This window comes from Viridibacillus sp. FSL H8-0110 (assembly GCF_038003565.1).
Classification (GTDB): Bacteria; Bacillota; Bacilli; order Bacillales_A; family Planococcaceae; genus Viridibacillus; species Viridibacillus arenosi.
On record NZ_JBBOPJ010000001.1, the window covers coordinates 158,184 to 183,771 of the forward strand.

General features: G+C 34.8%; 29 protein-coding genes and 1 riboswitch. Of the genes, 24 read left to right on the forward strand and 5 right to left on the reverse strand.

Going from position 1 to position 25,588, the window contains the following annotated elements; translation table 11 throughout:
* Positions 1–70 precede the first annotated feature (70 nt).
* Positions 71–1,810 (reverse strand): methyl-accepting chemotaxis protein, encoded by a 1,740-nt coding sequence (locus MHH98_RS00835; RefSeq protein WP_076034722.1) that lies wholly within the window; start codon positions 1,808–1,810, stop codon positions 71–73.
* Positions 1,811–2,088: 278 nt separating this feature from the next.
* Here MHH98_RS00835 and MHH98_RS00840 point away from each other — a divergent pair, with 278 nt between their 5' ends.
* The 16 genes from MHH98_RS00840 (at position 2,089) to MHH98_RS00915 (ending at position 15,135) form a co-directional block, all read left to right on the forward strand.
* On the forward strand, positions 2,089–2,604 hold the full coding sequence (locus MHH98_RS00840) for a YhcN/YlaJ family sporulation lipoprotein (RefSeq protein ID WP_076034723.1): 516 nt from the start codon (positions 2,089–2,091) through the stop codon (positions 2,602–2,604).
* Between the two features lie 264 nt (positions 2,605–2,868).
* A complete protein-coding gene (locus tag MHH98_RS00845) occupies positions 2,869–3,303 on the forward strand; it encodes a MarR family winged helix-turn-helix transcriptional regulator (protein ID WP_076065565.1) in 435 nt (144 codons plus the stop codon).
* A gap of 75 nt (positions 3,304–3,378) precedes the next feature.
* Entirely contained in the window at positions 3,379–4,356 is a 978-nt protein-coding gene (locus MHH98_RS00850; RefSeq protein ID WP_076034724.1) for a ring-cleaving dioxygenase, read from the forward strand.
* Between the two features lie 104 nt (positions 4,357–4,460).
* Positions 4,461–5,000: an NADPH-dependent FMN reductase gene (locus tag MHH98_RS00855; RefSeq protein ID WP_210402642.1), complete on the forward strand. Its 540-nt coding sequence runs from the start codon at positions 4,461–4,463 to the stop codon at positions 4,998–5,000.
* A 146-nt stretch (positions 5,001–5,146) separates the two neighbouring features.
* Entirely contained in the window at positions 5,147–5,590 is a 444-nt protein-coding gene (locus tag MHH98_RS00860; RefSeq protein WP_038186480.1) for a MarR family winged helix-turn-helix transcriptional regulator, read from the forward strand.
* Between the two features lie 50 nt (positions 5,591–5,640).
* Positions 5,641–6,582 carry a ring-cleaving dioxygenase gene (locus tag MHH98_RS00865; protein ID WP_340712172.1) on the forward strand — a complete coding sequence of 314 codons (942 nt, stop codon included), beginning with the start codon at positions 5,641–5,643 and terminating at the stop codon, positions 6,580–6,582.
* Positions 6,583–6,597: 15 nt separating this feature from the next.
* Positions 6,598–7,656, forward strand: coding sequence for an LLM class flavin-dependent oxidoreductase (locus tag MHH98_RS00870; protein WP_038186475.1), 1,059 nt, complete (start codon positions 6,598–6,600; stop codon positions 7,654–7,656).
* 12 nt (positions 7,657–7,668) lie between these two features.
* Entirely contained in the window at positions 7,669–8,235 is a 567-nt protein-coding gene (locus tag MHH98_RS00875; protein ID WP_076034727.1) for an NADPH-dependent FMN reductase, read from the forward strand.
* Between the two features lie 247 nt (positions 8,236–8,482).
* Positions 8,483–9,349, forward strand: a complete 867-nt coding sequence (locus MHH98_RS00880) for an SDR family oxidoreductase (RefSeq protein ID WP_340710478.1) — start codon at positions 8,483–8,485, stop codon at positions 9,347–9,349.
* A gap of 311 nt (positions 9,350–9,660) precedes the next feature.
* Positions 9,661–10,824 carry an iron-containing alcohol dehydrogenase gene (locus tag MHH98_RS00885; RefSeq protein ID WP_076034729.1) on the forward strand — a complete coding sequence of 388 codons (1,164 nt, stop codon included), beginning with the start codon at positions 9,661–9,663 and terminating at the stop codon, positions 10,822–10,824.
* Between the two features lie 225 nt (positions 10,825–11,049).
* The gene (locus MHH98_RS00890) at positions 11,050–11,961 is read left to right on the forward strand and encodes a DMT family transporter (RefSeq protein WP_340712173.1); all 912 of its coding nucleotides are present in this window, start codon (positions 11,050–11,052) and stop codon (positions 11,959–11,961) included.
* Between the two features lie 174 nt (positions 11,962–12,135).
* Positions 12,136–12,561, forward strand: a complete 426-nt coding sequence (locus MHH98_RS00895) for a DMT family transporter (protein ID WP_340712174.1) — start codon at positions 12,136–12,138, stop codon at positions 12,559–12,561.
* A gap of 49 nt (positions 12,562–12,610) precedes the next feature.
* Entirely contained in the window at positions 12,611–13,309 is a 699-nt protein-coding gene (locus tag MHH98_RS00900) for a Crp/Fnr family transcriptional regulator (protein WP_038186465.1), read from the forward strand.
* 26 nt (positions 13,310–13,335) lie between these two features.
* Positions 13,336–13,797 carry a DMT family transporter gene (locus MHH98_RS00905; protein WP_038186463.1) on the forward strand — a complete coding sequence of 154 codons (462 nt, stop codon included), beginning with the start codon at positions 13,336–13,338 and terminating at the stop codon, positions 13,795–13,797.
* Positions 13,794–14,486, forward strand: a complete 693-nt coding sequence (locus MHH98_RS00910; protein ID WP_076034730.1) for a YjjG family noncanonical pyrimidine nucleotidase — start codon at positions 13,794–13,796, stop codon at positions 14,484–14,486. Before MHH98_RS00905 ends, MHH98_RS00910 begins: the two co-directional genes overlap by 4 nt.
* Positions 14,487–14,799: 313 nt before the next feature.
* Positions 14,800–15,135 (forward strand): zinc ribbon domain-containing protein YjdM, encoded by a 336-nt coding sequence (locus MHH98_RS00915; RefSeq protein ID WP_076034731.1) that lies wholly within the window; start codon positions 14,800–14,802, stop codon positions 15,133–15,135.
* A 364-nt stretch (positions 15,136–15,499) separates the two neighbouring features.
* Here MHH98_RS00915 and MHH98_RS00920 read toward each other — a convergent pair whose 3' ends face one another.
* The 4 genes from MHH98_RS00920 to MHH98_RS00935 all read right to left on the reverse strand — a co-directional run bounded on the left by MHH98_RS00920 (position 15,500) and on the right by MHH98_RS00935 (position 17,987).
* The gene (locus MHH98_RS00920; RefSeq protein WP_038186460.1) at positions 15,500–15,718 is read right to left on the reverse strand and encodes a helix-turn-helix domain-containing protein; all 219 of its coding nucleotides are present in this window, start codon (positions 15,716–15,718) and stop codon (positions 15,500–15,502) included.
* Between the two features lie 135 nt (positions 15,719–15,853).
* On the reverse strand, positions 15,854–16,444 hold the full coding sequence (locus MHH98_RS00925) for a sigma factor-like helix-turn-helix DNA-binding protein (protein WP_083669642.1): 591 nt from the start codon (positions 16,442–16,444) through the stop codon (positions 15,854–15,856).
* Between the two features lie 455 nt (positions 16,445–16,899).
* Positions 16,900–17,058, reverse strand: a complete 159-nt coding sequence (locus tag MHH98_RS00930) for a YvrJ family protein (protein ID WP_038186458.1) — start codon at positions 17,056–17,058, stop codon at positions 16,900–16,902.
* 11 nt (positions 17,059–17,069) lie between these two features.
* Entirely contained in the window at positions 17,070–17,987 is a 918-nt protein-coding gene (locus tag MHH98_RS00935; RefSeq protein ID WP_038186457.1) for a S8 family peptidase, read from the reverse strand.
* Positions 17,988–18,429: 442 nt separating this feature from the next.
* Here MHH98_RS00935 and MHH98_RS00940 point away from each other — a divergent pair, with 442 nt between their 5' ends.
* From MHH98_RS00940 to MHH98_RS00975, 8 genes are all read left to right on the forward strand, one after another.
* Positions 18,430–19,047 (forward strand): NUDIX hydrolase, encoded by a 618-nt coding sequence (locus MHH98_RS00940; protein WP_038186455.1) that lies wholly within the window; start codon positions 18,430–18,432, stop codon positions 19,045–19,047.
* Positions 19,048–19,187: 140 nt separating this feature from the next.
* Positions 19,188–19,655, forward strand: a complete 468-nt coding sequence (locus MHH98_RS00945) for a GNAT family N-acetyltransferase (RefSeq protein ID WP_076034734.1) — start codon at positions 19,188–19,190, stop codon at positions 19,653–19,655.
* A 91-nt stretch (positions 19,656–19,746) separates the two neighbouring features.
* Positions 19,747–20,106, forward strand: a complete 360-nt coding sequence (locus tag MHH98_RS00950) for an MmcQ/YjbR family DNA-binding protein (protein WP_038186450.1) — start codon at positions 19,747–19,749, stop codon at positions 20,104–20,106.
* Positions 20,107–20,320: 214 nt separating this feature from the next.
* Positions 20,321–21,568, forward strand: a complete 1,248-nt coding sequence (locus MHH98_RS00955; RefSeq protein WP_340712175.1) for an MFS transporter — start codon at positions 20,321–20,323, stop codon at positions 21,566–21,568.
* A gap of 218 nt (positions 21,569–21,786) precedes the next feature.
* Positions 21,787–21,932: riboswitch (cyclic di-AMP (ydaO/yuaA leader) on the forward strand.
* A gap of 109 nt (positions 21,933–22,041) precedes the next feature.
* Positions 22,042–23,868, forward strand: a complete 1,827-nt coding sequence (locus MHH98_RS00960) for an APC family permease (RefSeq protein ID WP_038186446.1) — start codon at positions 22,042–22,044, stop codon at positions 23,866–23,868.
* Between the two features lie 146 nt (positions 23,869–24,014).
* Entirely contained in the window at positions 24,015–24,539 is a 525-nt protein-coding gene (locus tag MHH98_RS00965) for an AAA family ATPase (RefSeq protein ID WP_038186443.1), read from the forward strand.
* Between the two features lie 39 nt (positions 24,540–24,578).
* The gene (gene fosM, locus MHH98_RS00970; protein WP_076034737.1) at positions 24,579–25,016 is read left to right on the forward strand and encodes a FosM family fosfomycin resistance protein; all 438 of its coding nucleotides are present in this window, start codon (positions 24,579–24,581) and stop codon (positions 25,014–25,016) included.
* 17 nt (positions 25,017–25,033) lie between these two features.
* Positions 25,034–25,585, forward strand: coding sequence for a histidine phosphatase family protein (locus tag MHH98_RS00975; protein ID WP_038186440.1), 552 nt, complete (start codon positions 25,034–25,036; stop codon positions 25,583–25,585).
* The last annotated feature ends 3 nt before the right edge of the window (positions 25,586–25,588 follow it).

Below are 25,588 nucleotides of genomic sequence, written 5' to 3' on the forward strand. Positions count from 1 at the left end.
ACATAATTAAAGGCGACATTTCTTCATATTGAACAAAATGTCGCCTTTAGATTTGCAATTATCATCGATCTTACATTTTAAATTTGTTAACCAAGTCCTGCAATTCAACTGCAAGGTTTGACAACGATTTTGTAGAAGAAGAGACTTCTTGCATCGCTGCTAATTGTTCTTCCGTTGTTGCAGCTACTCTTTGAGAATGCTCAGAAGCTTCTTTTGTAGCATGTGAATTATTGACGACGGTAGCTGCAACTTCTTGAGCACTAGCGGACATTTCCTCTACAGTAGCAGCCATATCAGTTACTTTTTCTTTCATATTTTCTAGCTCACCGACGATTTCTTTAAAGCTTGTATCAGTTTTGCTGACAATATTTAGTCCATCTTGTACTTCAACTTTAACATGGTTAATGGATTCTGTTGACCGAGACATGTTTTGCTGAATATCTTTTATTAAATTTGAAATTTGCTGAGAAGATCTTTGAGATTGTTCTGCAAGTTTGCGAACTTCCTCTGCAACAACGGCGAATCCTTTGCCATGTTCGCCTGCACGTGCGGCTTCAATTGCAGCATTTAACGCAAGTAAATTTGTTTGATCGGCAATATCAGTAATTACCTTAGAAATTTCACCAATTTCATTTGAACTTGAATCAAGTAATTGTAGCACTTCGCCACTTGCATTCACTTTCTGATTGATTGAGTTAATTTGTTGTACAGTTTGTTCAACGTAAAGATTACCTTGTTGTGCTTGAGTCATAATCATTGTGCCTGCCTCAGAAATATCTGCAGCATTTTCAGCTAGATTTTGAATGGCTACAGTTACTTCTTCCAGAGATTGTGAACTCTCTAGTAGACTATTAGTACTTTCTTCTGATCCGTTCGCGATAAGCTGAATTGAATTTGTTATTTCTTCTGTTGCTTTGCGTGTTTCATCTGCGATAGCTGTTAACTGTTCTGATGATGATGCCACATGTTCTGTTGATTGACTGATTTGGGTGAGAAGTTCTTTCATGGTGGATTTCATGGTATTAAAATCATTCGTCAGTAGACCAATTTCATCATTTGTAGTTACTTCCACATCGTTCCCAGAAAAATCACCAGAGGCTGCTCGGTTTAGTTCGTGACTAATTTGAATAACTGGCTTCGTTAATCTTCTAGAGAAAAAGTAGGCAGCGATAATTCCTAGGATTACAGATAAACCTCCAATAATGCCAATTGTGATCGCTACTTTTGAGGCACCGTCATTAAATTCCCTTTCAAATGATTTGGCAGCAACTGTCCATCCCCAATTAGGTTCTTTCTGAGCGTAAGCTATATTTCCTTCAATTTTATTGGTTTTTGCATTCATCCATTTGTAAGTAAAATAACCACCTTTTTCTCCTGCTTTTAAAAGTTCTTTTCCTATGAATACACCGTCTTCTGTTTCTGTATTTATGAGTTCTGTTCCTTCATTTCTAGGATCCATCACGTTAACAGCATTTTCGTCGACGGCATAAACAAAACCGGTACCTCTAATAGTATATTCTTCTTTAATTGGTCGTATATTGTCGGCGTCCTTTTTCCCGAATAATTCAACTTTTAATTTTTCTTGAGCTTCTTCTAGTGTCAGATTTCCCGCCTCAACTTCTTGATTTAATAGAGCAATCATAGCAATAACCATATGTGTACTTTGCTGTAGTTCCTCTTTACCAGAAGCTGTTAGTTCCTTTTTTGAAGTAGAGTATGTACTGATTCCAATGATTGATGTAGGAATAATCAATAGAAGCGTACATAGTATTATTAATTTTCTTGTAAGTGTTATTTTGGCCTTTTTCATGTTTCATCTCCGAGTATATTTTTTCTTTTACTTATATCTATATCGATTTAATTTTTATAATAATAAGTGCAATTTTCAAATAGTATCGAATTTTTTTATTAATTGTTAAAAAAAATTATAGGTTCTCTGGATAAATGGAATAGAGTGATTTATTTTAGCAAATGTTTGTACAGAGCAATTTTGCAAAATTAATTTTCCGTATGTTTGTTAAAGTAAGGAATAAACAATTAAAAATAGTGCAACCTAACCTCACTAACTTATAAAAGGGAGGATTTTAATTGAGTAAAATTTTACAACTATCTATGGTGGTACTACTTATGGGTTCTTTAGCTGCATGTGGAACGAATAGAAATTCAAATGAAACGGCCACAAATGAAACAGTTAAAGATGAAACGACGAATGGCGCAAATGAAACAGTTAAGGACGAGGAAACAACAACAGAAAAAACACCGACTAATGATGAACATAAACTAGAATTGGCAGATGACGTTGCAGACAAAATTGCTAAAATGGAGGAAGTAGAAAAAGCAAATGTTATTGTAACGAATAAAAATGCTTATGTAGCGGTTACGCTGAAAGAGGGCGTTAATGGAGATAAAACGCTTGAGGATAAGATTGCAGATCAAGCAAGAGCAGCGAATGCTGATTTCAAAAATGTATATGTGTCCCTAAATCCTGATTTTGTTAAACAAATGAATGAATATGGGGAAAAAATCAGAGCAAATGAGCCGGTTGAAGGGATTTTTAAAGAATTTTCGGATACGGTAAAAAGAGTATTCCCTGATGCCCGTTAAGTATTACTGTAAGGAAGTAATTTAAAGGATAACAAGTAATTAGAGCTTGTTTTGATGATTCTATTCAAAACAGGCTTTTTCTTTTTGAAAAAATGAGAAAGTAAAAATCGACAATCTTTAGTTTAAGTAATTGTTAATAAAGTTTAGTTCATGGTAATAATCTATAATTCAATCTGTTGACAACGTAAAAAATCTCTGTTAAATTTATCTTAAATTCAAGATAAATGAATTCGAGATAATTATATTCTTCGAAAGGAGAAAAATATGATGCAAATAAATAATAATCTCAAAGCACTGACAGTATTACTTCGAGCATCACAATCTGTTCAAGATGTTGTGAGAAAAGACATGCAACAGTATGGTTTAAATCAAACCGAATTTGCAGTCTTGGAATTGCTATATCATAAGGGTGAACAGCCTATACAACATATTGGTAAGAAAATTTTAATTGCAAGTAGTAGTATTACTTATGTTGTAGATAAATTAGAGAAAAAAGAGTTAGTACATCGAAGAGCTTGTCCTGATGATCGTCGAGTAACTTATGCAACGATTACGGAATTAGGAAAAGTATTTATGGATAACACGTTTCCTAAGCATGAGAAGAAAGTCAATGCAATCTTTGAAGAATTATCCGATCAGGAATTAGAAATTTTCATTGATCTTCTGAAGAGAGTTGGCATTCACGCAAAGGATATATAAATTTTTTTAACCATATATCTCGAAATCGAGATATATTTAGTAGATAAACTAAATATAATTATGGAGGAATATAATATGAACCATTTAAAGGGAATTCACCATGTAACAGCTATAACAAGTAGTGCAGAAAAAAACTACGAATTTTTCACATATGTTTTAGGAATGCGTTTAGTGAAAAAAACAGTTAACCAAGATGATATTCAAACGTATCATTTATTTTTTGCAGATGATAAAGGGAGTGCAGGAACGGATATGACTTTCTTTGATTTCCCTGGCATCCCTAAAGGGGTACATGGTACAAACGAAATTTCAAAAACATCATTCCGTGTTCCAAGTGATACAGCATTAAATTATTGGGTAGAACGTTTTGATCGATTAAAAGTAGCACATACTGGTATTATTGAACAATTTGGTAAAAAGACTCTTTCTTTTGTAGATTTTGATGATCAGCGCTACCAACTAATTTCTGATGAAAACAATAAAGGAGTAGCTAGTGGTACACCATGGCAAGATGGGCCTGTTCCTTTAGAATATGCAATAACAGGATTAGGACCGATCTTTATCCGCATTGCAAACTTTGATTACTTTAAAGAAATGATGGAAAAAGCACTAGCATTTAAAGAAATTGCTCAAGAAGGGCCATTCCACTTGTTTGAAGTTGGCGAGGGAGGTAACGGTGCACAAGTTGTCGTGGAGTACAATACAATTCTCCCTCAAGCACAACAAGGCTATGGATCAGTTCATCACACGGCATTCCGCGTAGAAGACCGTTCTGTTTTAGAAGAGTGGATCCAGCGTATGGAAGGTTTCGGATTTAATACGTCAGGTTACGTTAATCGTCATTTCTTTGAGTCATTGTATGTAAGAGTTGCACAAGGAATTTTATTTGAGTTTGCAACGGATGGTCCTGGCTTTATGGGTGATGAACCTTATGAAACACTTGGAGAAAAGTTATCTTTACCTCCATTTTTAGAACCAAAACGTGAGCAAATCGAAAAATTAGTTCGTCCAATTGATACAGTAAGAAGCACAAAAGAGTTTATTAAAGAGTAAAAGAAAGGCAAGTATTATTTTATGAGGTGAAAGAATTGGGTTTTATTGATAAGTTGTTTGGAAAAGCTACTAAAAATACAGAAGAAGATTTAGGAGGAAACAAAATGTTGAAAATAGGTATTGTTTTAGGAAGTACACGTGAAGGTCGAGTAAGTCCGCAAGTAGGGGAATGGGTGAAGGGTCTTGCTGATCAACGTGGGGATGCAGACTATGAAATCATTGATATCGCAGATTTTAAATTACCGTTTTTAGGAGATCCAAATGGTGATACTCAAGGAATTAGCGGTTGGTCGGAGAAAATTAATGGCTGTGATGGATTCGTATTCATTGTTCAAGAATACAATCACAGTATTACGGGAGCATTAAAAAATGCATTGGATTTACTACGTGCTGAGTGGAATAACAAAGCTGCAGGTATCGTAAGTTATGGTTCAGTAGGCGGTGCGCGTGCAGCTGAACATTTACGTGGAATTCTTGGAGAATTATTAGTTGCAGATGTTCGTGTACATCCTGCATTATCATTATTTACTGATTTTGAGAACGGTAGTGTTTTCAAACCAGCCGGCGTTCAAGCGGCATCTGTTAACGATATGCTAGATCAAGTCATTGCTTGGAGTGGCGCATTAAAACCTTTACGTAAATAAAAGAAATGATAGCAGTAAGAGGAGGGAATAAAAAATTCTCTCCTTTTTTAACAACTAAAGTCAATCAAATGATAAGTTCAATTACTTGATGTTTTATCACTTGCGTAGTAAAGTGATAACAAGAACAACGATTCGGAGGAAAACATATGCGTAATAATACAATGGGGTCATTAATCTGGCTGCGTTTAATGCGTTTTACGAATCAAAGTAATCAATTGTCGAATGACTTTTTAAAACGTTTTGATTTAACAACTGCTCAATTTGATGTACTAATGCAAATTCGTATATATCAGCCCCTTACACAAAGTGAATTAGCTGAGAAGGTAACAGTTACGCAAGGTGGTATTTCGCGTATGCTAGCACGCCTTGAAAAAGAAAATTACATTGTACGTAAACAAGATTGGAAAACGAAAACAATTAACCTGACTGCGAAAGCAGAAGCTATTTTAGATCAAGCAATGCCAGAGCAACTAGCATTTCAAACTTCATTTTTTGATGATGTACTAAACGAAGAAGAACAAAAAACTCTATATGAATTAATGACTCGTGTTCATAAATATAGTCAAAAAAGAGAATTACCGCCTGAGTAATTTTTTTTTACATCATCATTTGACTAGTCAAGTTAAGAGGAGGAACAACTTTGCATACAATTTCTGGACATCATCATATTTCGATGATTACAAAAAATGCTCAATTAAATAATCAATTTTATCAAAAAGTATTAGGGCTACGTAGAGTGAAGAAAACAGTTAATCAGGATGACCCCAGCATGTATCATCTTTTTTATGGAGATTTAACAGGTAGTGCTGGAACAGAGTTATCGTTCTTTGAAATGCCTATTGCAGGAAGAACAGTCCGCGGTACAAATGCAATCACACAAATTGGTTTACTTGTACCTTCATTTGAAAGTCTTGAGTATTGGCAAAGACGCTTTGAGCTATTGGATGTAAAGCATGGAGAAATTACAAGTTATGTCGGCAGAGATGCGTTACATTTCGAAGACTTTGAAGGCTTACGAATGATTCTAATCAATAATGATGGCGAAGAAGTTCCTGAAAAATGGTCAGAATGGCAAGATTCTATCGTCGAGCCAAAGCATCGAATTTTAGGGATGGGTACAGTAGAAATAACGGTACGGTACTTAGAACGTTTAGCGAAAACTTTAAAGGATATGTTTAGTTACGTGGAAGTATCGCGTTCTGAAAAAGAAGCAATATTTCAATCTAAGGCAGGACAGTCATTTGGAGAGATTGTTATTAAACAACAGGAAGGACCAAGTGAAAAACCAGGGCGAGGGAGTATTCATCATCTAGCGATACGTGCAAAGGACGAAAATGAGTTGCGCTATTGGGATGAAGTCATAAAAGAACGAGGCTTCCACTCAACAGGGATTGTAAATCGTTTCTATTTCCAAAGCTTATACTTCCGCGAATCAAATGGGATTTTAATTGAAATTGCGACAGATGGTCCTGGTTTCACTGCAGATTCGACGGTAGAAGAGCTCGGAGGAAAATTAGATTTACCACCTTTTTTAGAAGAAAAACGTTCAGAAATAGAAGCAAAGTTAGTGCCACTTGATTAAAAGGAGCGAATGAAAATGGAACAATATCGTATTGATAAAGATAAAGGGATTGAATTTGGTTTATATTCGATTGGGGATCATTTAATGAACCCTCATACAGGTACTTTGATAAGTGCTGAACAGCGTATTCATGAATTGATTGAAGCAAGTAAATTAGCTGATGAAGCGGGACTTGATGTATTTGCAGTTGGTGAAAGTCATCAACAGTATTTTACCACACAAGCACATACGGTTATTTTAGGTGCGATTGCTCAAGCAACAAAAAACATTAAAATTGCTAGTTCTGCAACGGTATTAAGTACTTCTGATCCTGTACGTGTATATGAAGATTTTGCCACACTAGATTTAATTTCTAAAGGTCGAGCAGAAATTGTTGCTGGTCGTGGTTCACGTGTTGGAGCATATAGTTTACTTGGATATGATGTACGCGATTACGAAGAATTATTTGAAGAAAAAATGGAGCTTCTATTGAAGTTAAACAATGAGGATAAAGTAACGTGGGAAGGACAGTTCCGTGCACCGCTAAAAAGTGCTTCCATTTTACCTCAACCCGAGGGTGGACATATGCCGATTTGGCGTGCAGTAGGTGGACCACCTGCTAGTGCAATTAAAGCTGGGTATGCTGGTGTACCGATGATGCTGACAACACTTGGTGGTCCTGCTAAAAATTTTAAAGTTTCTGTTGATGCATATCGAGAAGCAGCAGAGCGCAGTGGCTTTGATCCTGCGGCGTTACCAATTGCGACAACAAGTCTTTTCTACACAGCCGAAACTACTCAGGATGCACTTCGTGAGTACTATCCACACGCTAATTCAGGCATGCTTGCTTTACGTGGTGGTGGCTATCCAAAACAACAATTTGCGCAATCGACTGATTATCGTGACGCATTAATGATTGGTAGCCCACAACAAATTATTGAAAAAATGCTCTATCAATATGAATTGTTTGGGCAACAGCGTTTTATGGCACAAATAGATTTTGGTGGCGTACCATTCGATAAAATTGCGAAGAACATTGAACTTATTGCAACGGAAATATTACCTGCCGTTAAGAAATATACAGCGAAAAAATAAGGAGTGTATATGATGAAAATTGTAGGCATCGCAGGCTCCAATGTAGGGTCAAAAACAAGAACAGCTATGGACTATACACTTAAAATAGCAAGAGAAAAATATCCGGATGCAGAAGTAACATTAGTAGATCTTGCTGAATATGAAATGGTCTTTAGTGATGGGCGAAATTATTGGGACTACGAAGGAGATACAAAATATGTAACGGAAACAATAATGGCGGCAGATACAATTATTATTGGTACACCGACATTCCAAGCGTCTATCCCAGCTACATTAAAAAACATTTTTGACTTACTACCAGTTAATGCTTTCCGAGATAAAGTGGTAAGTATGCTTGTAACAGCGGGCACTGCAAAGCATTACTTAATGTTGGAGCAGCAGTTAAAACCAATATTAGCGTATATGAAAGCACATATCGTCCAAACATATGTATTTATAGAGGAAAAAGATTTTCATAGAAAAGAAATTGTGAATGATGATGTACTTTTTCGTATAGAGCGTTTAGTAGATGACACAGTACAGCTTGTAGATGCATACGCGGAAATTCGTAAAGCAAAAGATGCAGAATACGATTTTTAATAAAGTTAATTGTATATTACACTAAAGTACTTTAAATAAAATAATAAATTTTCTAATATTCCATATAAAACATTAAGTGTTTTATATGGGATTTCTTTTTTTGAAAGAGAATTTTCATTTGTAATGTAAAAAAATTCGCCTCCATAAAGTTTATTGATATCCGATTGAACTCTTAGGGTACCTCGTTTAACAGGTAAGTTCCTAGGGTAGAGAAATAGTATATTAAAAAATTAAGGAGGAGATTTCATTGAATATTTATGAAAGCCAAACAGATGGGCAACCGGGGCAAACACAGCAGAAGCAACCGGGAATAGAATCACAAATGAACCCTCTACCAGTACAACCGACTAATTATATTGGAAGTGGTAAATTAAAAGACCGCATTGCTTTAATAACGGGGGGAGATAGCGGAATTGGGCGTGCAATTGCTATTGCCTATGCAAAAGAAGGGGCACATGTAGCCATTAATTACTTTGATGAAGATAGTGATGCAAAGGATACAAAGAAACTAGTAGAAGCAGAAGGTGTTCGCTGTCTCTTACTTCCTGGAGATGTTACAGATGAAGAAAAGTGTAAAGAACTGGTTGATACAACTGTAAGTGAATTTGGGCAACTTGATATTCTCGTTAATAATGCAGCAATACAATATACTGCTGAAAATATTGAGGATATAACTGCAGAACAATGGGACAAAACGTTTCGCTCCAATATTTACTCCGTATTTTATATGAGTAAGTTTGCAGTACCACACTTAAAACAGGGGAATTCTATTATTAATACGGCTTCGGTTAATCCTTACGTAGGCAATCCAACGCTCATGGATTATACAGCTACAAAAGGTGCCATTGTTGGTTTTACTCGTAGTTTAGCGCAGAATCTCGCCAACAAATCGATTCGTGTAAATATGGTAGCCCCAGGACCCATTTGGACGCCTCTTATTCCAGCATCATTTGATGAGGAGAGAGTTGCAGAATTCGGCATAGACACTCCACTGAGTCGTCCTGGTCAACCAGCCGATCTTGCGGGAGCATATGTTTTATTAGCTGCAGATGAAGGAGCTTATATCACAGGGCAATGTATTCATGTGAACGGTGGTATGGTCATGTCATCTTAAGTATTAATATGTGGTTTTAAAAATGATTTTCTCAGGAAGCTATAAATGAATATATTAATTTTAAGTTAAAAAATCATGATAATAGGAGAGCATGGTGCAGCCGTTTTTCCCAATTAAACCCCAACTTTTTATGGATAGCAATCAGTTAATTTTAATTGTATTCCTAACAGAAGTTGGGTTTTTTGTGAGGATTTAAAGAATCTTTTATACATATAAATTATTGAAAAGTGTTTGTTTAGCATGTAATCAAATGATTGTTAGTTTTTAGAAATAAAATATATAATGAAGGAAGAATAAGGAGGTTTTTTATTTTGCAAAATTTCACTTTTTGGAATCCTACGAAACTAATTTTTGGACAAGGACAGTTAGAGCAGTTAAAAACAGAGGTGCCGAAATTTGGTAAAAAGGTATTAGTTGTTTATGGTGGCGGAAGCATTAAGCGTAATGGCCTATATGACAATGTAATGAATATGTTAAATGAAATTGGCGTAGAGGTTTTTGAGCTATCTGGAGTAGAACCAAACCCTCGGCTTTCAACAGCTAGAAAAGGAATTGAGATTTGTAAAGCTGAGAACATTGACTTCATTTTAGCAGTTGGTGGCGGAAGTGTAATTGATTGTACAAAGCTTATTGCTGCAGGTGCAAAATATGACGGTGATGCATGGGATTTAGTAGTTAAAAAAGCATTTGCAACAGAAGCACTTCCATTCGGAACGGTTTTAACTCTTGCTGCAACAGGATCTGAAATGAACGCTGGTTCTGTTATTACGAATTGGGAAACAAACGAAAAATATGGTTGGGGAAGTACTGTCACATTCCCACAATTTTCAATTTTAGATCCAGTTAATACGTATACTGTTCCTAGAGATCAAACGATTTACGGAATGGTAGATATGATGTCGCATGTGTTAGAACATTATTTCCATCTTGAAGAAAACACTCTTTTCCAAGATCGTATGTGTGAATCATTACTGTTAACTGTTATCGAGACTGCACCAAAGCTGTTAAATGACCTTGAAAATTATGAGTATCGTTCTACGATTTTATATAACGGTACTATGGCATTAAATGGTATTTTAAATATGGGCTACCGTGGAGATTGGGCATCTCATAATCTTGAGCATGCTGTTTCTGCAGTTTATGATATTCCTCATGGTGGTGGACTTGCGATTCTATTCCCTCATTGGATGGAACACAATTTAAAAGTCAAACCAGCACGCTTTAAACAGTTAGCTGTAAGAGTATTTGGTGTTGATCCTGAAGGGAAAACTGATGAAGAAGCGGGATTAGAAGGTATTCAAAAACTTCGCGAATTCTGGAACAGCATCGGCGCCCCATCACGACTAGCTGATTATGATATTGATGATAGCAAGCTAGAAGTTATGGCTGACAAAGCGATGATTTATGGTGAATTCGGTAATTTTACAAAACTGAATAAAGAAGATGTAATGGATATTTATCGCGCATCATTGTAATGATAGAAAATTAGATTTTATATATTGAGCCATTGAGGGAATTATCTCTCAATGGCTCTTTTTTATTTCTTCGAATAATAGATGAATGGATAAAATATTTTTAACCTTACTTACGAAGAATACTATCTTAAGATATAATAATGGATACCAAAATAATAGATAGATGATTCTAAAAAATCAGGTAAATATATTTGGAACATTGTTAAAATCAAAGGAGATACAGGGATGCAGAGAGAATCACGTGCAAAAACCGCTTTATTAATCACATTTGTGGTCATCGCTTGGGGAATGTGTTGGCCGATATACAAAATGGCTCTTAATTATACACCGCCTTTGTTATATGCAGGAATGCGCACATTATTTGGTGGTATTCTATTAGCCGGAATATTATTAACACAATGGCGCAAAATCGAATGGAAGAGGAATTGGAAAGTTTATGTGATAGTTGGTTTGTTGAATACCGTTATATTTAATGGTGTACAAACAGTTGGTCTACAATATTTACCATCAGGTTTATATTCCGTTATTGTTTATTTACAACCAGTGTTAGTACCAATTTTAGCTTGGATGTGGCTAAACGAATCATTATCTGCCATTAAAGTAGTGGGGCTTGTTATAGGTTTCTTAGGCGTAGCTGCAGTATCGTTGGATGGTTTTACAGGTAATGTATCATTATTTGGTATCATGTTAGCGCTTATTACAGGTATTGGATGGGCAGTTGGTGTTGTTTATGTGAAAAAAACAAGTTCACAAGTACATGGACTATGGCTCGTCGCAATTCAAAGTATTATTGGTGGAACAATCTTAAGTATGGGGGGTATAGCAACAGAACAAATTTCAGATATAACATGGAATATTAGTTATATTAGTTGTTTATTATTTGGAACGGTTATCGCAGTCCCAGGTGCAACGGCAGCTTATTTCTATTTAATGAGTTCTGGTGAATCAAGCAAAGTAGCTTCTTTTACATTCTTAGTACCTTTAATTGCAGTTGTCATTGGTACGCTGTTCCTAAATGAACCATTTACATATTCTTTATTGTTAGGATTAGTATTGATATTAATAAGTATTTATTTAATAAATCGTCCTGAAGCAGGATTTTCTTTTGTGCGGCGTGTAGAGCATAAGCATTTATAAAGTGTGGTTTTAATTAATATAGTAAACTGCCTCAAATTGTGGATACTTAGTAATCCCTTTTTGAGGTTTTTATATGAAATTAAATAATCAAACGTTTTAGGGACATATGTCCTTCCCAAAATTAGTGCATGTGTTTTTTAATAGAGAGAACAATTTAAATAGGGGGAGTGAAGTATGCGCGGAGTTCTCTTTGCATTTTTAGGCGGGGCTTTTATTACGCTACAAGGGGTAGCTAATGCACGAATTAGCCAAGATATGGGCATTTGGCAAACTGCGACAATAACGCAATTAACGGGATTTGTCATGGCTTTGTTGATCTTCCTTTTTGTCCGAGATGGCAGCTTGCAAATGTTCAAGAAAGTAAAACCTTACTATTTGGTTGGTGGAGCCTTTGCCGCCATAATTATCTTTAGTAATATTTCGGCGATTCATCGAATTGGTGTTACGCTAACTATATCAGTAGTGCTCATTGCCCAGCTTGGTTTGACTTTTGTTATTGATATTAAAGGTTGGTTTGGTGTGGGAAAGCAACAGATGAAGTTACCACAATTTATCGGTATTGGAATGATGGTAGTGGGAGTAATTATTTTAGGTTTCTGAGAAACGTTTAGAATGACTAAGGTGGAAATATAGGAGGTGGAATCGATTCATGAAGAAATTAGATAATCGTGAGCAACTTAATTACTATTTAAAAGAGTATCAATTAGAGTCCATTTTTAATAAATCTTTAATAGAGCATTTATCCTTGTATAGCTTCGACCAGGGGGAAGATATTTGTTCACAGGGAGATTCGTCGCAATACCTTTATATACTTGTAAAAGGGAAAATCAAAATTTTTACAAGCTCCTCGGAAGGTAGAAAATTAATACTCTCTTTTAAGACCCCACTTTATCTAATTGGTGATATTGAATACGTTCAAGATGTAGATATTATTAATACAGTTGAAGCTGTTTCTCCTGTTGTTATGATTGGTATTCATTATCAATGGCTAAAAAAATATGGGAGTGAATATACGCCATTACTACGATTTTTACTTGATACCATCACAAGAAAATTCCATATAAAATCCAACTTTTTAAGCTTTAATTTGCTATATCCAGTAGAAGTGAGATTAGCTAGTTATCTATTGTCCATTTCTTTTTATGATTCTGATGCACAATATGATGGAGGACTAAGTACAAATCGTTTAGGAGATGTAGCGGATTTAATCGGAACGAGTTATAGACATCTCAATCGAGTAATCCAGCAATTATGCGCAGAAGGGCTAATTGAACGTACTAAAGAGTCAATTATCGTGACAAATCGTGAAGCATTAAGCACACTTGCCAATCACAATATTTATGAATGAATCAAATATAGATGGGAGTAGTGATGATGATTGTAGGATTAATATTAGCGCTTGTGGCAGGTGCATTAGTGGGCTTGCAAAATATTTTTAATAGCAAAGTGAATGAACATACAGGTTCTTGGGCTTCAACGACATTAGTGTTAGGAATGGGATTTTTAGCTTCACTAACGATGGGACTAATTGTTGAAGGTGGAAACGTATTTAATTTACATAATATGCAGCTATGGTATTGGTTCAGTGGATTAATAGGGGTCGGCGTCGTTATTTGCATTTTGAATGGAATCAAATTGCTTGGTCCGACGTACGCCATTTCAATTGTACTGACATCACAACTTAGTTTTGCATTATTATGGGATTCACTAGGGTGGTTTGGTTTAGAGCAAGTTCCTTTTACATTCCGGCAGTTACTAGGTGTACTAGTCATAGCTGGTGGTATAATTGTCTATAAATTTGGTGGTAGAACAGCAGAAGTGGGGGAGCAACTTTGAAAAAATATCAGACATTATTATTTGATGTAGATGATACGTTATTAGACTTCGGAGCAGCGGAGAAAGAGGCATTATACTTACTTTTTAAAGATCAAAACTTACCTTTAACGAAAGAGATAGAAGAGCGATATAAGGAAATTAATCAAGGTCTTTGGAGTGCTTTTGAAAAGGGTGAAATTGGTCGTGATGAGGTAGTAAATACGCGCTTTTCTCTTCTATTCAAAGAATATGGTAAGGAAGTTGATGGAACCTTATTAGAAAGAAATTATCGAATTCATTTAGAAGAGGGACATCAGCTTATAGAGGGTGCCTTGGAATTAATCATAGGCCTACAAGACAAATATAATTTATATATAGTGACAAATGGTATTTCCAAAACACAGGACAAACGTCTACGAGCTTCAGGATTACATACGCTATTTAAAGATATTTTTGTTTCAGAAGATACAGGTTTTCAAAAGCCGATGAAGGAATACTTTGATTACGTCTTTGCAAGAATTCCTAACTTCTTGGCAGAAGATACTTTAATTATCGGAGATTCTCTAAGTTCAGATATTAAAGGTGGACAGCTAGCAAACATTGATACATGTTGGTTTAATCCGCATATGAAGTCAAATAACACTGAAATTATGCCAACGTATCAGATTCAAAAGCTTGGTGAGTTATATCAAATACTAAATAGTAAATAAAAAATAGTAATAAAATTATTGTTATTAGTACGTTCGAAAATGCAGCCTTAAAGCTGGAAAATCGGGCGTTTTTTATTTGCATAAAAATGGGGATGTAAAAGAATTATAGAGGAGAGAATAAATGATAATTCATTTTGGTGAAAACGGGAATTGAAGGAATGCTTGTAAATCTGAAAGGACTATGACAGTATATAAGCATGCAAGCAACAACTTATATAATTTTAGTATGTCCAGCTCGTAATAGCTATTTATACGGAGCACTATAAATATTTTTAGGGGAAAATGGACCAAAATGAACGGAGGAAAAAACACGATGTTAGATTTACCAAATTGCCCGAAATGTAATTCAGAATACACTTACGAGGATGGAAGTCTTTTTGTCTGCCCAGAATGTGCGCATGAATGGACTTTAGAATCTGAAGAGAGTGAAGATACAAAAGTCATCAAGGATGCTAATGGGAACGTATTAAACGATGGTGATTCGGTTACGGTTATTAAAGACCTTAAAGTAAAAGGTAGCTCTTCTGTTTTGAAAATAGGGACAAAAGTAAAGAGCATTCGCTTAGTTGAAGGCGATCATAATATTGATTGTAAAATTGATGGTTTTGGAGCAATGAAATTAAAATCGGAATTCGTTAAAAAGATTTAATATCAGATTGCTTATAGGAGAATTCATTTTGAGAAGTAATTTATCAAAATGAGTTCTTTTTTATTTCACTAAGTTAAATTTTTATAAAAGACAACAAATGCAGGCATAGCCATGATAAGTGCCCACTACATATTAGCACCAACATTAACATAACTCGTCCTTTGTTCGTTGCCTTTTTCGGAGATTATCCATCTTTAACTCAATTGTAGGAAGACTTATCAGCAATATGGACACGTTCCCTCTTATTTTTAAATTTTGGGCTTACCAAAATGATCTTGCGGATTCTTTACTAGAACCAAATCATGAGCATTTCGTAAAGAGGGACGCTTATGATTATGAAACTATAGAATCAGCTCATATCAAATTAATCTACATGATATTCGATAAACTCAAAAAAATCCGGTGTTCTTATTTCTTGCAAATAACTTAATTTCTCTAAGATTTTCATACTGATCTCTTGTTCCAAATCTTCTCGCTCTTGCATACGAGTGTTAATCAAACTTTTCTTAATAGCAGGTCTAAAGATTTCTAGTATGCGTTCTAGGTCTTTGTTTTCTACTTCATGCAAGATTTGGTTTTCCATCATGTTCCCCCATTTCTTTCTGAAATCTAAATAAAGGGTATAAGAACAAAACATAATATTTTACGTAAAAAATGATTGCGATTTTAAGTAGATTATCACTATAACAAACGTGAATTGAACAAGTAATTCCTCATTTTATTTTTCCTGTTTACATGCATTTCTTAATTTTTTTAAAGCAGCTTGATGGTTATATGAAATAGTTTGTTCTGATTCGTTTAATATTTTTGCGATTTGTTTGTTATTAAAATTATGAATGTAGATTAATTCCAAAATACGTAATTGCTTATTTGATAGCAATTTCATCTTAGAGTTTAGATGTGCATTAGCAATATAGTCACTAATGTTTTTTTGTTTTCGTTGAAAGTTGATAAAAGTCGTATCTTCATCCGTCGACATTAGAAGGTCCATTAATAGGTGTTTTTCCTGGGCGATGGATTCTTCAGTTACACCGGGAATAGGAAGGTTTTTTTGATAATAGCTACGTAATTTTTTATCAAATTCAATTGCAGAAAAGTGGATGGTTTTTGAGATATAAGAAATAAGAATAATGTTTTTATAGTATCTGCGAAAGGATGCATTTAGTTGTTCGATACTTTCTTTGTCCATGTCATTGATTGCCTTATGAAAAATATGTTGATTATCACCACTTTTTAAGAATTCTTTCATAATAGGTTGTTTCATCATAGCATCATATTTCTTGAAAAATTCTTCTTCTCTAACTGTCATCAGCTACACTCCTCCTTTCATGTGAAAGAGAAATATAAAACAAATTGATCGAGAAATAGTATTATGAATTTTAGAATTTTTAAGGGAGCAAAAGTGGTGTTTGAATTATCGCTTATATTACTAGTTTATGGGTTAATTTAGTAATTATGTTAATTTTAACGATAACACACATATTTGAAATGAAAATGTATCTTTTTTATCATTTTTGGTAAAAAACACATATCATTATTAAAAATAAATAACGTTTTTTTGTAATGGGACTTCCCGCTTTTTATAAGAAAATTTATAATTAGTAAATTTTAACTACTAAATTACAATGAAAGGGTCATAATTTATCTATTTTGCACCTCTACATTTATGAATTTTCTAGTATTCGTCGATCTTGTTTTCATATATTATGACCCTTTCCATAATCATGGCCAGATTAGTTAAGACAAGAGATTCGATTGTTTAATTCACCCTTTTTTCTTCTGAACAATTACTTCACGGAGATAGTCTAATCCAACTGTTAATCGTTCTAGTTTTTTTTCAAAACGTATTAAAAGGTATATTGTCATTACAATTGGAAATCCAAAATTTGAGATTAAATAAACCCAATCCGCATCGGTTCCCATACTAACCCCTCCTATTTTAATTGGATAAAGCCATTACCCACTTGGCTGATAGGGAAATCTATTTTTCTCGAATGACTACTAAAATATCTTTCAATTTGTGATGGGAGTAGCATTTGATCATATTTTTGTACGAGATTTAAAACTAGTGCAACTGAACCAGAAGCATGTGGAGCTGCCATTGAAGTCCCGGTTAATTTCACATATTGCCCATTTAAATGAGTCGATAAAACATCTTCACCAGGTGCCATGAATTTTAGGTTTAGATTAGTATGAGAAAAGACAGAAGGGACTAAATCGTTATTTACAGACCCTATCGAAAGTGTTTCTTCATAAAAAGCAGGATATGAAATTTCGTATGTTTCAGAATCACCATCACCGCCGTTGCCAGCTGCAGCAACGATAATAATACCTGCATCATATACATTTTTTATCGTTTTATATAATTCATTTGTATGTGTAGGACCTCCTAGCGACATATTAATCACGCTTACTTTCTCGCCATTAGGACCTGTCCACTTCATTGCATAATCCAAAGCTTCGATTAATTGATCATAAGAACCAGCCCCTCTTTTATCTAACACTTTTAGGATGAGTAAGTTACATTTAGGTGCTACACCTATAACACCCACTCCATTATTTCTAGCTCCTATAATTCCAGCAACGTGTGTACCATGGCCATTATGATCTTCAAAGATGCTTGGCTCACCATTATCATCATCTGTAAAATTATATCCACCGATAATGGCGTCTGTTAAATCAGGGTGATGTGTGGCAATACCCGTATCCAAAATGGCTACAACGACTCCACTACCTTCGGAAGCCTCTGTCCAAACTTCTCTCGCTTTGATGAGATCTACTCCAGGAGGAACAACCTCTAAATCACTATAAAATGATAAAATTTTGTATTTACCTAATTCGATTTTCGGCATATTATCCATCCTTTTCATATTAGTTTTTTGTACAAAAGAAATTCACCCGACGTTTGGCCAATCATAATGAATAAAGCAATGTCTCCGCCAATATTACCTAGGCAATGTTTAATTTGTCCCTTTGAATTCCTCCTTTATAATCCGTTATATTCTATAAAGAGATATTTAGAATAAATTATCAAAATAGTTAATCAATTTAGTTCTAATATCACTATAGTAAAAGTAAAATTGGATGCTTACATAGAATGCCCAGGAAATTTAGGGGGGATAGAAGAAAATAAGCTGCCGTTATCTTCGTTTTATTTGTGATAAATGTAGAGAATCCATTTTGTTTAATCGTTTTCCAAATGTAATCTTTTCTTGAATAATATACAAGTTGTCATGTGTTTTATATAATTGAATGTAATTATATGACATTAGTTAGGGTGGATGGTGATGATAAATGGAACCTAAATGGCTTGAATGGGCGAAACAGCTTCAATCTATCGCGCAGGCGGGGTTAACTTATTCAAAGGATGTCTACGACTTGGAAAGGTTTGAGTTAATAAGGGAAATTAGCGTGGAAATGCTGTCGTATCAAACAGGAATAGATAAGAAGAGAATAAAGGATCTATTTGCAAATGAAACTGGTTATGCCACTCCGAAAGTAGATATTAGAGCAGTCATTTTTCAAGATAATAAATTATTAATGGTTAGAGAAAATACTGATGGTTATTGGGCACTACCAGGGGGATGGGCTGACATTGGGCTGACGCCAAATGAAGTCGCAGTAAAAGAAGTAAAAGAAGAAACAGGGTTTGATGTAAAGGCAGTTAAGTTATTAGGCGTACTAGATAAGAAGTGCCATCCACATCCCCCATCTCTTTATCATGTTTATAAAATGTTTATTCGATGTGAAATAATTGGCGGGGAACCAATGAAGGGTATTGAAACCAATGCGGTGGCGTTTTTCTCAGAAGATGAATTACCATCCTTATCAAAAGCTCGGAATACACAATCTCAAATTGAATGGGTATTTAAAAGTTTAAATAATCCACAAGAACCAGTTTATTTAGATTAATTTATTTCTGTAATGGTAATTTTATAATTAATCGACTTAAGAATTCGTCATAACTTTGGAAATGCAAAGCAAATATTGAAAGTAGATTAAAAATAACTGGTAAATAAGATTGTTTTATAGCAAATGGAAGAGGTGATTCAATGCAAGAATTATTTGTTGGTAAAATGAATGTAAATTTTGCAAAGGAGATTTTAAGTTGGAGATATGAAGCACCATATGATTTTTACAACAATGATTTAGACACAGACTCATTAAATGAGATGCTAGAAAATCCTTATTATTCAGTATTAGACAGTGATGGAGAATTAATCGGATTTTTTTGTACTGGACAGTCCGCGCAAGTACCAAGTGGTTCTATGTTTGGCGCCTATTCAGAGGGACGAGTTGATATTGGTATAGGAATGAAGCCTGGATTAACAGGTAAAGGGTATGGTTATACCTTCTTTTCATTCATACTTAATCATATTCAAAATGAAAATTCTTTACCAATCCGTTTAACTGTTGCTAAATTTAATCATAGAGCTATTCATCTATATGAAAAACTCGGTTTTACTAAGTTGATGGAATTTAGTAACGACTCAACAGAATTTATCGTAATGGATAAATAGGGGGAATCTATAATGGTTAAGGAGATAAAAATAGTCAAACTTTATATCGGTTCTTTACAGAAATGACTATATTATAAAAGGAGTAATTTCAATGGATAAAGAAAAATTAAAAGAAATTTGTGAGAGACTACCAGGTATAACGCATGATTATCAAGTGGATTGGCAAGCGGATCGTTATCATGTAGGTGGAAAGATGTTTGCAATGTTAGGTGGAGATGCTGAAAGAAAGCCTATCATAACTTTAAAATGTGAGCCTAATCGGGCTGTAGAGTTACGTGAGACTTACAAGAGCATTGTTCCAGGGTATTATATGAACAAAACACACTGGAATTCATTGTATTTGGAGTCGGATTTATCTGTTGATATATTCGAAAATTTAATTGTACATTCATATAATTTAGTTTTTGAAAAATTAACTAAAAAAGCACAAAAAGAAATTGTTGCAGAATAATCTATATAAGAAATGTCACAAAGACATGTAGAAATGATATGGAAAGAGAATAGTTTTTCGAATAGACTGGCTAAAGTAGGTCAGTTATTTACTTTTGATAAATCGTTTTTACTTGTTCATAAATATAGAGGGTACTTTGACTTCAATACATTCAAACCGTAAAATAAATTATTACGGGAACCGAAAAATATTGGATGTTAGAGGGTAGAGTAATTTGAGAGATAGCCAGTCGGGAAAGGCACAGCGCAATTTGTATACCTTTCTAGTGAGTAAGATGTTGACGTCACTTGGTTTTGGCGTATTCAACTTTGGAATGAGTTTATACATATTATCTGTTACGGGTTCAGCACTTAGCTTTGCAACAAATATTCTATTTAATGTACTCCCACGTGCTCTAGCAGCACCAGTTGCGGGGTATGTGGCGGATCGTTTTCCAAAGAAGCGTGTAGTTGTGACAAGTATGGTTGGTATTAGTTTGTCAGTAGGTATTTTGATTGTTTATACGTTGATGTACGGAATATCAGTGCCTGCCATATATACAATTACGGCGGTTTTTTCTACATTCGGAGCATTTAATGGTATTGCTTTTTCAAGTTCTATACCGAATTTAGTTGGTAAGGAACGTTTACAGAAGGCGGTGTCTTTTAATCAGGTGTCACATTCTATCGGAGCAATTGGTGGGCCGTCTATTGGAGGCATGTTATTTGGATTTGTCTCAATGGAAGTGTTCCTAATGACGATGTTTATAGCCTATGTCATCGCGCTATGTTTAGAAGCTACGATGGATTTTACATTGTTTGAAGTACCTATGAAGAAGAGAAAAGAATCGATGGTAGCGAGCATGAAGGAAGGATTCCAGTATTTACGTACAAAGCCACTTGTGCAAACTTTATTGATGACAACACTATGGATGAACTTTTTCTTTTCAGCCGTCAGTGTGGGGCTCGTCTTTATCTTAGTTGAAAAGTTAAGTATACCGTCAACTCAAGTAGGTATTATTCAAGGAGCAGGAGCGATTGGTATGCTTGTAGTTTCTATTTATTTATCTACTCGTAGCGATTTGAAATCACCGTTGCATTTTGTAAAGCGTGCTGCGTTTATGATGTGTGCCGTCGTTGCTAGTATTACAATTCCTTTATTTATGAATATTAATGGTATTAGCACTTTCATTTTTTATATGGTGTTGATGATCGTGTTTTCTGCAATGGGTGTTTGTGCGAATACACCGATTGGTATAGTGCTTCAACGATCGATCGATGATGAGTACCGCGGTCGAGTATTTGGTATTATCGAAACGTTATCAGTTGGTACAGGTCCTATTGGCGCATTAATTTTTGGTGCGTTATTTGATTACGTCGATGCTAAAGTAATCTTACTTTGTGTGAGTATAGCATTGGCGCTATGTATTACATATCTAATGAGAAAATCTAATATTGGCGTTCCTGGAGATGAACTTGTTTAGTATGGATTAATAGAAAAGTTAGAGGAATGTCTATTCTTCAGTAGAGAACGAAAAATTTTCTTATAAGTATTTAATAAACGCTCCAAAATAGGCGAGTAAATTAGAATAGTAGGTCTTCAGTTTAAAGTGACTTCTCATTGAGAAAAGTCACTTTTTATTTGTAAAAAAATATTTATTTACTTTTTTAAAACTTGGGAGTAATATTACATCAGTTTCAAATTTCTAAATCGCTGAAGTGAAATACACGGGGGACCCGTTTATATGGATTGCAATGTAATCCTAGGGGTGAATCCTTTAAAGAAGGTAGGGCTACTCAAGGCCCGAATCCGACAGCTAACCTCGTAAGCGTTATATGAGAAGGAAGGTGGAGCTTGTTAGACATGAATCCTAATGTCTACAGGTCTATTTGTTGATGACCTGTAGGCTTTTTTTATTCTCTAAAAGTAAAAAATCCTCTAGATTGGGTGAGAAAAATGAAAGCCTCATTGAAAAGAATGTTGATAGGTAGACCTTTGAAATCGACTGAATTGGGTGAACAAAGGTTAAATAAAACGAAAGCATTGGCGATCCTTTCATCAGATGCGTTATCTTCTGTAGCGTATGGTCCTGAGCAAATATTGATCGTTTTAGTGACAGTTGGAGCAACAGCGCTTTGGTATTCGATACCCATTGCATTTGGCGTCATCATTCTTTTAACAGCACTTATACTGTCATATCGTCAAATTATTTATGCTTATCCTAATGGAGGAGGGGCTTATGTTGTATCGAGGGAAAATCTCGGGGTTAATCCAGGTCTTGTTGCTGGTGGTTCATTATTAGTCGATTATATATTGACGGTGGCTGTTAGTGTATCTGCTGGAACAGATGCTATAACATCAGCGCTTCCAAGTCTCCATGATTATAATGTGGAGATTGCCATTGTATTCGTTATCTTACTAACGATTTTGAATTTAAGAGGCGTGACGGAATCCGCTTCTGTTTTAGCATATCCAGTGTACTTATTTGTATTAGCGTTATTTATCTTGATTGGTGTAGGAATCTTTAATGTTGTGACAGGTAATGTTCCATCGAATTTGCATACATCAATTGGTACCCCTGTCGCAGGGCTTAGCTTGTTTATTTTATTAAAAGCTTTTGCTTCAGGTAGTTCTGCTTTAACTGGTGTCGAAGCCATTTCGAATGCTATTCCAAATTTTAAAGAACCTGCACCTGTAAATGCGGCGAAAACTTTAATGGCAATGGGCGGTTTGCTAGCGATTTTATTTTCAGGCATTGTTTTCCTAGCTTATTATTACGGTATTACACCGAGTGCGACATCAACTGTTGTATCCCAAATCGCTGAAGCAAGCTTCGGGCGTAATATGGTTTATTACTTCATTCAAGGAACAACAGCGTTGATATTAGTGCTCGCTGCAAATACAGGGTATTCTGCGTTCCCATTACTAGCTGTGAATCTATCAAAAGATAAATTTATTCCTAGAATGTTTCAAATAAGAGGAGATCGTTTAGGGTACTCTAATGGAATTATTTTATTGAGTTTGGCAGCAATTCTATTAATCATCGTATTTAATGGTAATACGGAGAATTTAATTCCTTTATATGCTGTTGGGGTTTTTATACCTTTCACATTATCTCAAACGGGAATGATTGTGAAATGGATAAGAGAAAAACCTCAAGGCTGGGTAACAAAACTAATCATCAACTCGGTTGGAGCGACGATATCATTTGTTGTAACAATTGTGTTTTTCGTGACAAAATTGCCTGCAGTATGGCCAGTGTTTATTTTCTTACCAATCATTATCTTTGCTTTCCATCGTATAAAAAAACATTACGATTCGGTGGGTCCACAGCTCAGATTAATAGCTGATGAAGAAATTCCACAAATCGAAGGTAATGTTATTATTGTTCCTGTCGCAGGCATTACGAAAGTTGTAAGAAATTCATTAAATTACGCCAAATCGTTGTCAGCTGATCAAATTATTGCGGTATATATTGCATTTGAAAGAGAGGATACGAGAAAGTTTGAGGAACAGTGGAAGAAGTGGCAACCCGATGTGAAGTTGGTGACACTGTACTCTCCTTATCGTAGTATTGTGCAACCACTAACGAAATTCATAGACAAAGCTGAAAGATTAGCGAGTAAATCAAACTATCAAGTCTCTGTCATCATTCCGCAATTTTTGCCTAAGAAAGGTTGGCAAAATATTCTCCACAATCAGTCGAGTCTGTTAATACACACCTCTTTGCTGTATCGGAGAAATGTAGTCCTCATCACAGTTCCATATCATTTGCAAAAATAAAAGAGGATTTTTTAAAGTTTTATTGAATATATAATACAAAGAAAATCCTTATCCTTATAGCTTAAATGAATTAAAGTCCTGTATTTAATTACAGGGCTTTAATTTTATTTGTAAATAAAAAAGTCTAAAGATAAAAAGGAGAAACTATGATTATTTTAATCAATGGCGCCTTTGGTGTTGGGAAAACAAGCGTTACTGAATTATTGCATGAGAATTTAGAAGAGAGTATTATTTTTGACCCGGAAGTAGTGGGATTTATGCTCAGACATATGTTACCAAATGATATAAAAGAAAAAGAGGCTCCTAGTGGAGATTTTCAGGATTTTATTTTATGGAGAAAGTTATTTGTGGAAACAGCCAGATGTCTTCATGAGCAGTATGGGAAGACATTGATTGTCCCAATGACTATTAGGAACATTGAATACTTCACTGAAATCATGGATGGCTTATATCAAGTAGATAATGAAGTGTATCATTTCTGCCTAACAGCCACTAAAGAGACAATTCATAAACGTTTGTTAGAGCGAGGAGAAGTTTTGGGGGATTGGTGTTTTCAGCAGACAGATAAATGTTTAGCAGCATACGAAAACAATGACTTTTCGTATTATATTAATACGGAGAACAAAGATTTAACTGAAATAATTGAGCACATTGTTGAGAAAATAAATTAATGTTTATATATGAAAATGAATTGGAAAAGGGCGGTTTTCATGAATATTCAAGGTATAAATCACCTCTTATTTTCAGTTTCAAATTTAGAAAAATCAATTGAATTTTATCAAAATGTATTTGATGCAAAGTTATTAGTAAAAGGGCGCTCTACAGCATATTTTGATGTCGGTGGGATATGGCTAGCATTAAACGTAGAAGAAGATATATCACGCAATGAAATACACCAGTCTTATACTCATATAGCATTCACAATAAAAGATTCGGATTTCGATGAAATGTATGAGAAACTTAGAAATTTAAATGTAAATATACTATCTGGTAGACAAAGAGATCAAAGGGATAAGAAATCTATCTATTTTACAGATTTAGATGGTCATAAGTTCGAATTTCATACAGGTACATTACAAGACAGAATGGATTATTACTTACAGCATAAAAAGCATATGGAATTTATTAATGACGGTAAACAAAAATAGCAAGGGAAGATGCTGAGATGACAACAAATGTTTACTTAGTAAGGCATGCGCATTCAGTGTATACACCGGATGAATTAACACGACCATTATCCGAAAAAGGGCTAAGAGATGCCAAGAGTATTTTGGAAAAGCTTGAATTGGAGGGAATTGATACATTCATATCTAGCCCATATAGAAGAGCGATTCAAACAATTGAGCCTCTAGCAAAATACAATAAAGCTGAAATTAAACTAAATAAGACTTTTCAAGAGCGTAAGCTAGCTCATGGAGAAGTAAAGGACTTTACTGCAGCAATAACAAAAGTTTGGCAAGAACCAGATTTCGAATTTGATGATGGAGAATCCAATCTTAAAGCTCAAGCCAGAGGTATAGAAGGTTTGATGGACGTCTTACATACTTATCAAAATCGTAATATTGTGATTGGAACACATGGGAATTTGATGGTGTTGATCATGAATTACTTTGATGTAAAATATGATTTTGCTTTTTGGAAAGAGCTACAAATGCCAGATATCTATAAGTTGTCATTTGATGGTGTGAATTTTATGAAGATAGAACATATTTATTAGAAG